11 protein-coding genes are annotated in these 11,893 nt (G+C 22.6%); 2 read left to right on the forward strand and 9 right to left on the reverse strand.

The annotated features are described in order from the left end of the window. Positions 1-235: 235 nt before the first annotated feature. Complete coding sequence (locus AACL05_RS08185; protein ID WP_338961373.1) at positions 236-781, reverse strand: L-threonylcarbamoyladenylate synthase; 546 nt, start codon at positions 779-781, stop codon at positions 236-238. A gap of 240 nt (positions 782-1,021) precedes the next feature. On the opposite strand from AACL05_RS08185, the gene AACL05_RS08190 reads away from it, so the two are divergent. Beyond that, on the forward strand, positions 1,022-1,312 hold the full coding sequence (locus AACL05_RS08190) for a hypothetical protein (protein WP_338961374.1): 291 nt from the start codon (positions 1,022-1,024) through the stop codon (positions 1,310-1,312). 303 nt (positions 1,313-1,615) lie between these two features. On the opposite strand, the gene AACL05_RS08195 is transcribed toward AACL05_RS08190, so the two are convergent. The 8 genes from AACL05_RS08195 to rpmE form a co-directional block, all read right to left on the reverse strand. After that, positions 1,616-3,382 (reverse strand): hypothetical protein, encoded by a 1,767-nt coding sequence (locus AACL05_RS08195; protein WP_338985989.1) that lies wholly within the window; start codon positions 3,380-3,382, stop codon positions 1,616-1,618. 113 nt (positions 3,383-3,495) lie between these two features. Next, on the reverse strand, positions 3,496-4,335 hold the full coding sequence (prmC, locus tag AACL05_RS08200; protein ID WP_281749192.1) for a peptide chain release factor N(5)-glutamine methyltransferase: 840 nt from the start codon (positions 4,333-4,335) through the stop codon (positions 3,496-3,498). Positions 4,336-4,361: 26 nt separating this feature from the next. Further along, positions 4,362-4,763: a hypothetical protein gene (locus AACL05_RS08205; protein ID WP_252320576.1), complete on the reverse strand. Its 402-nt coding sequence runs from the start codon at positions 4,761-4,763 to the stop codon at positions 4,362-4,364. Positions 4,764-4,780: 17 nt separating this feature from the next. Then, positions 4,781-5,878: a peptide chain release factor 1 gene (gene prfA, locus AACL05_RS08210; protein ID WP_338961378.1), complete on the reverse strand. Its 1,098-nt coding sequence runs from the start codon at positions 5,876-5,878 to the stop codon at positions 4,781-4,783. A 15-nt stretch (positions 5,879-5,893) separates the two neighbouring features. Further along, positions 5,894-6,484, reverse strand: coding sequence for a thymidine kinase (locus AACL05_RS08215; RefSeq protein ID WP_338961380.1), 591 nt, complete (start codon positions 6,482-6,484; stop codon positions 5,894-5,896). Between the two features lie 24 nt (positions 6,485-6,508). Then, positions 6,509-7,534: a bifunctional oligoribonuclease/PAP phosphatase NrnA gene (locus tag AACL05_RS08220; protein ID WP_338961382.1), complete on the reverse strand. Its 1,026-nt coding sequence runs from the start codon at positions 7,532-7,534 to the stop codon at positions 6,509-6,511. Positions 7,535-7,548: 14 nt separating this feature from the next. Next, positions 7,549-9,519, reverse strand: a complete 1,971-nt coding sequence (locus AACL05_RS08225) for a hypothetical protein (protein WP_338961384.1) — start codon at positions 9,517-9,519, stop codon at positions 7,549-7,551. A gap of 177 nt (positions 9,520-9,696) precedes the next feature. After that, entirely contained in the window at positions 9,697-10,026 is a 330-nt protein-coding gene (gene rpmE, locus AACL05_RS08760; protein WP_422397353.1) for a 50S ribosomal protein L31, read from the reverse strand. A gap of 893 nt (positions 10,027-10,919) precedes the next feature. Here rpmE and AACL05_RS08235 point away from each other — a divergent pair. After that, positions 10,920-11,870 carry an IS30 family transposase gene (locus tag AACL05_RS08235; protein WP_338960236.1) on the forward strand — a complete coding sequence of 317 codons (951 nt, stop codon included), beginning with the start codon at positions 10,920-10,922 and terminating at the stop codon, positions 11,868-11,870. The last annotated feature ends 23 nt before the right edge of the window (positions 11,871-11,893 follow it).

The following is an 11,893-nucleotide window of genomic DNA, read 5'->3' on the forward strand; positions in this document are numbered from 1 at the left end:
TCTTTAATTTTTTCTATTGAGACTGGTAATTCTTTAGTATTTATTTTTTTTAATTTTAAGCATTTATATAAAGTATTTATATCTTTAGTAATTTTTAATATTTTCTTTTGTTTATTTTTTTAATTAATAAAATTAGTGCAATTAATAAAATCAATATTGTTGTGCACGCAATAATAATTAAAATTATTCATCAATTCATAGTATTATCTCCTTTTTTAATACTGTTATCTAATTATTATCTAATAATTTTATCATTAAAACTATTAAAAATAGTTGATGGTTTATTTGTTAAAATCTCACCTGCTACTCTATACCTTAAATTAGGCAAGTTTATATTATGATAATCGTTAATTGGTTGTTCATTACTTAAATTACAACTTGTAGCTACTAAAGGTCCTGTTAATTTAATTAATTTTTGAATAAAATGTGAAGCACTAACTCTAATTGCTATTGTCTTTTTATTTATTCAATATGATGTGTTTAAACTAGGTTGTTTTAAAACTATAACAGTAACTTTACCAGCACTAAAATTATTTATTAAAAATGACTGTAATTGATCGCTAATTATACCAATGCTTTTAGCTTGCTCTCAACTAGCAACTAAAATTGGCAGTTCTTTACTATAATCACGTTTTTTAATTTGATAAATTTTATTAATAGCTTTGTCATCATCAAATTTACAAACAAGACCATAAATTGTATCTGTTGGTAAAGCAACCACTTCGCCATTAGCAATGATTTGGCTAATTTCTTTAATTTGATTTTGCTGTAAAGTTATCATGAAAACACCACTATAAATTTTAACTAAATTATACACCTATTATTTTAAATATAATAGTTGTTTCAAAATAATGAATAAAAAACTTATAAATAATATTTGTAATTTAAAATAAACCTTAAAATTACTAATTAAGGATTGGAAAATCATTAATTAATGGTTTAATAAACATCTTAATTTAATATAGATTAATATTTATATTAGATTTTTATTAAATTAAATATAGAAGGAGAATCAAAAAATATGCCCAAAAGAAAAATAGGAATACAACATACTAATGAAGAAATTGAAAAAATAAGAAAAGAAATTGAAGATAATGATAATAAACCATTTATAATAAAAACAATTTGTATTCAAAATATCATTGAAAAAACAATTGATAAAAAATTTAATAATAATGATTTTACAAAAATGATTTTTCCCAATAAAGAATTAGATAGTACTATAAAAAAAGAAATTATAAAATTAGAAACTCAATTTAAAGATGCAGAAATAGATTATATTAAATTTAATTCTTATTTACCAAAAATATAATGAAAGTTAAGATTTATCTTTCTGATGATTATTTAACTAAATGATCATTATTAAATTTATTAAAAATAAATGATTTCATATTTGTTTTTTATTTATACTATTAATTTTATATAAAAAACATCTTTAAACTTATCCTCAAAGATGTTTTTTATATAAAAATGTAAGGGAAATTAACATTAAATTGTCATGATTGATTGTATTATTTTATATATATGACTAATACTTTTAATATTAGTATTAATCATTTTCTTAAATAAAGAAATTCACAAATTGATTCAATTATAATTTTGAGTATTGTTTTTATTAGTAAATAAAATGAATTTTAAATTTGTTTTGAAATATCAAAGGGTTTTTTATATATAAAAGGATAATAGGAAACTCGTAATTAGGAATAGGTAGTAATTGATTTATTAATAATATTTTTTCATAAATATGATTTTTAATTATAGAACATTCATCAATATCTAAAAATTCTAAATTTAAATTATATTTTTTGATAAATGTTTTTTGAAATGCTCACAAAATAGATTTAATACTATAAAATTTTTCTTGGATATAAAAATTAAATACCACAATTGAATATTGAATTCTTTTTAACATTACTCGTTTTATTTTTTCATTAATATTTTTTTCTAATTCATAATTTCATGAATTTTCATTAATATTAATAACAGAAATATTCTTATATTTATCTAAATTATAATTACTATAGATATTTACCTTTTCAATTAATATACAAGGTTTTTGATTTAGTAAATGAAGTTTAAAATTATTACTTAAGTTATTTTTTAGGGAAATAATTAAAATATTAGGGAAATTTACTTTTATAAATAAAGTTATTTGAATTTTATTAGCATAGGAGTCATCAATTAAGAATATATATAAGGGAATGTTTCAGTTCTCGTTTGCTATAAAACTTTTATGAAAAGTAATTATTAAAAATTTATTTTGTAAAAGATTAAGATTGGAAAAATAATTATTTTTTAATTGCGAATTTATAATAAAAAGGAGTTGTTGCCCTCATTGGTAGTCACTTTCTATTTTAAAAGTATCATCCAAGGCAAAACCAATATCACTATAATAATTAAATTGTAATTTAAATCAATTATCACTAAGAAAACTATTCAAATTACTTTTAAAAGTATTTGAATATAAAGACACCTGATATTCATAAGTAATAAAAGAAAATATTTTTTGAGTAATGTTACTAATTTCTGAAGTTATATTTGGAAATAATTGACTGTCAACTTTAATATTAAGTAAACAAATGAAATTAAAATAATTGGTTTCAAACTTATCAAACTCAATAGCAAACTCTTTAGCAATTATTAATCTAAAATGTTCGACTTCTCTTTTTATACTTAAGTTTAAATTAAATTCAATTTGTTCATCTTTTTCAAGAAAAAAATTAAACTTAATTTTTCGTACATGAATTGTTAAAAATCATATTAGTTGATCATCATAATATTTTTTATAACCGATATTGATCATTATAATTTCTATTTTTTTGTATATATAGGTTAGGACTTTATCATTAGTTAAGAGATTTTTTTTATCTTTACTAATAAGTTTTATAATAATAATAATAGCGGTTATAAATCTTAAATGTCATTCATAACCATCTAATTGAAACCCTTTATTATGTTCAAATTTTAATTTTAATCTTAAATTTTGTTCAAAGAAAAAGTTATTCAAGTAAATAATGTCTTTTTTTAAATTATACTTATTTGTGTTACTTATATTGATAAGTCACTCACTACTTAAATATTTTTTTTGTCATACACATATTAAGAACAAATTACTCATTCTAACAAAAGGATATTCATTGGATATGTGGATAAACTGTGTAAGCAAAGTATTTATTGCTACTATTTCATTGTCACCATTAATTACAAAATAATCTTGCTTTCTGGAAATATTGCAATTACTAATTTTTATTAACATTGTATTAATAAAAGTAATATTTCTTTGTAAAGTTCGAAATGTAACATTAAATTTTTCCATTAAAAATGCTATATTAACCGAACAAGAATACTGAAAATATTTTAATATTTCAATGATACGCCACATTAAAACTGCCCCCGTTATCCTAATTGAAAGATTAAATGAGATTTTCCTTTTCAAAAAATAAAATAGTCACCTTTTGAGTGACAAAATTATTGTTCTTAAATTGTTTTTATATGTTATAATGTTTGCCAAATAAATAGCATTCTTCATTTATTATTAATATCTTTAATAAATTTGTAATTATATTGTGGTAAATACTTTTTAATAAGAATAGTTAGTGCTTCTTTTTGATCAAAACCAAATTCAAATGCTAATAAAAAAGATTTTTCTAAAACTGCATGACATTGTTGAAAAATTACTTCATAAAAATATAATCCTTTATGATCAGCAAATAAAGCTAATTTTGGTTCATATTGTAAATTATGTTTTGAAAAAGTATTCGCTGTCTCATCAATATATGGCGGATTTGAAATAATAATATTAAATTTATGATTTTTAAGATTTGTAAATATATCGCTTTCAACAAAATTAATATTTTTTAGGTTAAAATTATCATTATTAATCTTAGCAATAGTTAATGCATCTTTGCTAATATCACTTGCTACTATATTTCAATTAGGTTTCTTTAACGCTAAACTAATAGCAATAGCACCACTACCTGTTCCTAAATCTAATACTTTTAAATTATCATTATTAAAAATGTTTTGTGCATAGACAAAAACATTTTTAACTAGTTCTTCAGTTTCATTACGAGGAATTAATACTCTATTATCAACAACAAACTTATGATCAAGAAATCATTGATAACCAATAATATATTGTAAAGGATAGCCAGCAACAAATTTTTTAACTAATTGTAAATATGATTCTAAAAAATCTATTGCTATTGTTTGACTAAGATTTGCATATAATCAAGATAAATCTTTATTAATAAACTTTAATAAAATTATCTTATTAATTTGTTCATTTTTTTTATTAATTTTTTTTGCTAATAAAAGATAATCTCTATAAGTCATTAATTTATACTCCAAAAATAAATATTTTATTGAAAATTAACAGATGAATTATTATTTCTTGAAGTTTTTTTTATTAAATTATTAACAACGAGAATTAAAACAATAATACTAAAAATAAATAAAAAACTAATTGTTAATAAACAAATAATTGGAAAAAGAATAATGTAACTACAAATACTAATAATAAAACCAAAATTATTAATATTATTACCATTAATATTTCGTAAAAATTCTAAATTTTTTCATAATAAATAATGAAAAATTAAACTAGATGCACTAGCAAATCATAATGTTAAAACTAAAAATAAAATGTGAATAATACCACTACTAAAAGTTAATGTAATAAATGTTCCTAATGTCGCATATAAAAAAATAACTGATATTAAAAACAAAATTTTTGTTCTAGAGTCTAAAATCTTAAAATCCATAATAATTTCTTCCTTTTTTACTTTAATACTGTAATATTTTCATCAATATTTTCTAATTTTTCTTTTTGTTCACTACTAATTAAAGCAATAATAATTTCATCAATATTACCTTCCATAATACGATCTAACTTTAATAAAGATAATCCAATTCGATGATCGGTTACTCTATTTTGTGGATAATTGTATGTTCTAATTTTTTCTGAACGATCACCGCTACCAACAGCTGTTTTTCTTAAATTACCAATTCTTCCCTGTTCTTCTTCAACTTTTTTTTCATAAAGTTTAGCTCTTAATACCCGCATTGCTTTATCTTTATTATCATGTTGACTTCGTCCGTCCTGTGAAGTTACAACAACACCCGTTGGAATATGAGTAATTCTAATTGCTGAATCGGTAGTATTAACATGTTGACCACCAGCACCACTAGAACGATAAGTATCAATTCTTAAATCAGAATTATTTATTTTAATTTCAACTTCATTAACTTCTGGCAATACAGCAACTGTTGCAATTGAAGTATGAACTCGTCCTTGTGATTCGGTTTTTGGAACTCTCTGAACACGATGTCCACCAGCTTCAAACTTTAATTTAGCAAATACATGTTTACCTTTAACCATAAAAGCAATATAACTAAATCCACCATTTATTGCTTCCTTTGCCTCAATAGTTTCAATTTTTCATCGTTGAATTTCACAATACTTACTATACATACGATATAAATCACCAGCAAAAATATTTGCTTCATCACCACCAACAGCTCCTCTGATTTCAATAATAACATTTTTATCATCATTTATATCTTTAGGAATTAGTGTTAGTTTTAATTCATTTTCTGCTTTTTCTAATTCTATTTCATTTGCTTTAATATCTATTTTAAGCATTTCACAAAGTTCTTGATCCTGTTCGGTTGCTAATGCCTTTTTTGCTTCAATAATTTCTTTGTTAATTTTTTCATATTTTCAATATTGTTCAATAATTGGTTCTAATCTACTATGTTCTTTTGTTAATTCAGTGTATTTATCACGAGGAATTAATTCGGGATTTTCTAACTGCTTTTCAATTTCACTATATTTTTTAGTAAGTTGCATTAACTGTTCTAATGTTTTTTCATTCATAATATCACACCTGATTTATCTATTCTGATTATTTGTTAAGACACGATGATGACTACGACATCGAGCTTCATATTGTTCTTGCGCACCAATTAAAATAATTTCATCATCATATCTAGCTTCTCGGCCATTAATAATACGTTGTGTCCTTGTTGCTGCTTTACCACATTTTACACAAACAGCATCTAATTTAGTTACAAATTCTGCTAAGGCTAATAATTCTTTAGTAACAGGAAATGGTTCACCACGAAAATCTTGATCTAAACCCGCAACAATAACTTGCTTATTTTGATTTGCTAATGTTTTAATCACTTCAATAATTGATAGTTTAAAAAATTGTACTTCATCAATTGCAACTGCTTCTATTTCTTTATCTACATGTTTTAATATTTGCATTGGATCATCAATTACTATCGCTGTGATAGATACTCCTTTATGACTTACTACTTTTTTAGCATCATAACGAATATCAACCTTGGGTTTAAAAACTAGCACTTTGCGTTTAGCATACTGTAAACGATTTATACGTCGCATAAACTCTTCTGTTTTTCCAGCAAACATACAACCAGTAATTACTTCAATTCATCCCTCATTATAACGACTATACATTTATATCCAACTCCATCTCTAATTTTAATTGTTTGTTAATTCTGGTGATTTACTAGCAACTTTATCTAAACTATCAATCAATTTTTCAACTTCATTAATATTTTGTAAATATGCACCAGCTGCTGTCTGATGACCACCACCACCAAACTTGGCAATAGTATCATTAATTATTCATCTTGCACTACGAACACTAACTTTGATTTTACTATTCATTTGATCATAAGCAGCAATTAATCAAATTTTAATACCATCAATATTTGACATTACATTAACTTGGCTAGTTAAATCTTCTCTAGTTAAAACAACTTCACCTTTAATATTTAATATTTTATTTTGACTAATAATTTTTGTTTGTAAGTCAGTAATTATTTTATCGTTAAATATTATATAAGCAACACCATTATCAGTAATTTTAAAATTTGATAATATATATCCTTTCAATCTTGCGATTTTTAAATTTTGAATATATAAATTTTGATATAAGTCTAATAAATTAAAATTTTGTTTAACTAAAAAACTAGCAATCTGAAAAGTTTCTTCATTAACAGAGCGATACAAAAATCTACCAGAATCAGTAACTAAACCAAGAAATAAATTTCTAGCTGCTAAAGCAGAAACTTTTAAATTCAATACTTGTGCTCATTTTGCCACTACTTGGCAAGCAGCAGAAGCCTTTTCTTCAATTAAATCAATATCAGCATATTTATCAACAATTGGATGATGATCAATTTTAATTATTTTTTTTCCTTCTTCTCAAAATTCGCCACTAATTCGTTCGCGATTGGCTGTATCAGTGACTATTACTAGTGCATTTTCATAATCTTCTTTTTTAACAAAAGTTGGTTGTGGAAATAATAATGCCATATGTTCATTTGTTTCACCTGGAACAAGTACTTTTTTATTTTCAAAATTATCTTCAATAATTTTTTTTAATCCTCATTGTGAACCCAAAGCATCTCCATCAGGATTAATATGACGATGAATAATAATTGGATTACTGATTTTTATTAATTCATAAATTGCTTGTGCTTCTTTTTTAAACTTATTCATATTATATATCCTTTCTATCATGTACCAATTAATTGCTTTGTTTCATCATCAAAAACAAAAATTGAATTTTTAGTAATACTAATTCAACCAACGGTTCCCACTTCTAAATTATCATTATTATTAGTTAAAACTTCAAATTGTTCTGATTTAGTAGTTTCAACCAATAAATATGCTTTTTTATCATCAACTTTAGTAATATTTTTAATAACACCATTAATAATAATTGAATTTTTTAAAAAAGTAAATCGTGGTTTCTTTGCACTAAACAAAATGGCATTTGATTTAAAAGCAATAGTAGAAGCGGTTTTAGCACCAAACTTACCTAAATTTACATTATAAAAATATAAATTATGAGCATTTCATTCTCCCTTTGCGATATTAATATGCTGTTCATTTATTTCTTTTAATAAATTTAAAGATAATGGTTTATCAGTAATTTCACTAACATTTCCTTGTTGAATAATTATTTCATTTTCAATAACAGTAACATTAGTTGCTAATAAATTAATATCAACTTGATTATTAGTTGTAAAAATAATAATTATTTTCAAAAATTTTTGTAATTTTTTAATTCAATTTGCTAATTGTTCTTTATTATCAACATTTAAAAGTTCAAATGGGTTATGTAAAATTAAAATTTTAGTAGGCACAATTAATTGTTGAATGATTTTTATTATTTGTCGCTCTACTATTGTTAATTGTGTTAAACGTAGTGACAATAAATGACTTAGATCTAAATGTTTAAATATCATAACAATATTTTCACTAATTAAATCACGGACATCAATTAACTGTGAATATAAAGTTTGTAATTGTTGTTGATATGTTTCTTTATCTTGTAACTGTGGATTTTTTAAAATTTTATCATGATAGATTTTAATTTCATCTTTAATATTTTTTAAAAGTAAATGCATTTCATCTGGTAAAAGTTGCATTGCCACAAAATCTTGTTTCATATTAAATTTAATTCTTTGTACTTCTGCTAAGTCAATTCACTGGTCTAAAATTTGATCAATTTGACTACGAGTACATTTAATTTGTTGATATGAAACTAAATGATTAAGTTCACTATTAAAATTTTGATTATGATTGTTACAAGTTTTTAATGTAGTTCTAATTTCACTTCTAGTAGTACTAATCTCTCTATTTAAATAATTATTTATTTCTTTAATAACAAAACTAATTTCTCGTAGTTGAAACTCTCATTTTCTTTCTTTTGGTGGATTACATCCACAAAAACATGGTCCCACTAAACTTTCCAAACTAGAAATACGATCTTGCAAAGATTGTAAAAATAATAAGTTATTATTTGCAATAATATTTTTTTCTTCGGCAGTGAATTTTTTAATTAGAATATCTGTTAATTTTTCACTTCCAGCAAAATTAAATTTCTCTTGAGCAAAGTTTTTATGAAAATGATTAATTTGATATTGATATTCTTTAATAAAATTATTACGAGTGCTTTGTGTCTCATTAATAAAATTTTTAATAATATTAATTAATTTTTCTTTAAAATAACCACTGTCTAAATTTAAACCTGTATTTTTTAAGTTTTCAATATCAGTCTTAATTTTTTGATTAATATTACTTATTTCTTGTAAAAAAGGTTTATTAGTAACTGCTGTTCTTGCTAAGTTACGTTGAATACTAAATAATTTATTTCAACTCTGTAAATGCATACTAACATAAGCCATTTTTCGTTCAAAAGCAATACTATTATAAGTAACATCAATATCATCAATTAAAATTTTACCCTCCATAATAGCAGAAGAACCTGCTAGAGCATTAATTAATTTTTCAATATTATCTTCATCATTACTAAAAATTGCCAAGCAACTAGGATATTTTCCTTCAAAACTTCAATCTTTTACGGCTTTTTCAACGGATAAATTAATAATACTAAAATTAAAGTTACTAGTTTGCTCAGTATTATATCTAATACCTTTACTTATTACCAATTTATTAAAATCAGATGATTTTTCCATAAAACCATTCCCTACCTTAAAGTTTTTTATTTCATATACTATTAAAATTATATTCTATATTTATTGGGTTGTATACATACAATATTTTAACTTAATTAATGTTAAATATGTCTGTAAATAATTTTATTTTTAGAGTATAAAAAAAGAAACTATGATTAGTTTCTAGTTTAATTAAAATTATTTTTTAACTTGTTTAGTATCAGTTAGTTTTAGAACATCTTTTGCTGTTTCTAATACAATAGTTTTAGTATTTTGTGGTTTTGCTTTGTTTATTTCAACAGTTTTTGTTTTTGTTTCAACTTGTTTACTTGCTTTTGTATTAAAGCGTTCAACTCTTCCTTTTGCTGAAACAAATGATTGTTTTCCAATATAAAATGGATGACAACTTGAACATGTATCAACACGGATTTCTTTACCCTTAGTTGAACCACTTATAAAATTATTGCTACATGTTATACATGTTACTTTAGTTTGAAAATACTCTGGATGGATGCTTGCTTTTGCCATGGTTTCACCTCACTTATAAAATTACTATTAATAAAAAGTACTTAAAAATAATATCATTAACAATATAAAAAAGCAAATAAATATTAATGATGGATAGAGTTTTTATTTTGGTAGATTATGTTGTAAAAATGTGTTCTAATTCAATTAACTAGATATCATGAATTTTATTTTTTTTAAATTAGACTTGGTGCAAAACCTTTGATATTGATAATAATCATTAAATTATTAAAATTAAAGGTTTTGCACCAAGTCTATTATATATTCTATTGAAATCTAAAACTTAAAAATTGTTTTTATATGAATAAAAAAATATTATTTACATAATTGATACATTTTTCAGTTAATTAAATACAATAAAAAATATTTACTTTCAGTAATTAAAGATAAAACTTTAATTTGTAAATGATTAGTACTGCTTTGATATTTTTTAATACCTAATGCTAAATTAGAAAGATAAACATAACGATATTTATATTTATCTCAATGCTTGGTATTGATAGCACAGATATTATTAATTTTCTTGTTCTTGTACGATTAGGAATATATAATCTTGGTTATCTTCGTATTCAACTTTTAAATCTTCTAATGCTTTTTAAAAACATCAACTAATATTTATCATAGAAAATGTTTTTACATTGATATCATTCCCCCTATTCTGCTTTTAAAAATTAATTAATACTACATTAATTTTACTAATTAATGTAAACAAAAATGTTTACAAAGTGTTTAATATACTAAAATAATGTTTTATACTTAACATGTATAAAATAAACTATTTTTTATAAATACGCTGAGTTATACTTGTAAGTGCAAGTAAATAAAATTGCAAAAAATTCTCATATAAAAATTTCATAATGCTAAATTTAGTTTAGAAAAAAGTAAGGAGTTTTTATATGAGTTATAAACATCTTGGCATAGATGAAAGGATTTATATTGAGAATCAATTGAAATTTAAATTTAAAATTAGTGAAATAGCTAAAAATCTTAATCGAAGTATTAGTACTATTATTCGAGAAATTAATAGAAATAAAGATAATAATCATTATTTTTCATTAATTGCACAAAATAAAGCTGAAAATCGAAAACAATCACATATTAGTTTTCATAAGTTTAAAAATAAGAATTTAGTAAAATATGTACAACAAAAATTACTATTAGGTTGATCACCTGAACAAATTTATGGCAGAATTAAAAATTTTCATAAAGAGTGAGTTATTAGTTTTAAAACAATTTATACTTGAATTTATTTTGGAATGCTTGATAAAGTTACTAGTAAAAATTTAAGAAGAAAAGGTAAAAAACGAAAATCTAAAGAAAATCGTGGCAAGTTTAATGGTAAATCAATTAAAGAACGAGATATAAATGTTAATGATCGTATAACACTTGGTCATTGAGAAGGAGATACTATAGTATCATCACGAGGTAAAAGCAAATCATGTTTAATAACTTTAGTTGAAAGAGTATCACGATTTACTTTAGCAATATTAGTTAAAAACAGAACTACTAAAGTTATTAATAAAAATGTTAGTTATTATTTATCAATTCTTCCTAAAAACATTGTTAAAACTATTACTTTTGATCGTGGCAAAGAATTTTCAAATTGACAACAACTTGAAAAAAATTTAGATATAAAAATTTATTTTGCCAATCCATATTCACCTTGACAAAGAGGTACTAATGAAAATACTAATGGTTTAATTAGAGAAAAATTTCCTAAAAAATTTATTTTTTCAAAAACTAATAAAAATGAAGTTCATAAATTTATATTGTCTTTAAACCAAAGACCAAGAAAAATACTAAATTATCTTTCACCAATCGAATATTTGGATAGAAAAATAATTTAGTTGCACTTACCTTTACAATTTAG

Origin of the sequence: Spiroplasma endosymbiont of Thecophora atra (genome assembly GCF_964019735.1) — a bacterium.
Classification (GTDB): domain Bacteria; phylum Bacillota_I; class Bacilli_A; order Mycoplasmatales; family VBWQ01; genus Spiroplasma_E; species Spiroplasma_E ixodetis_A.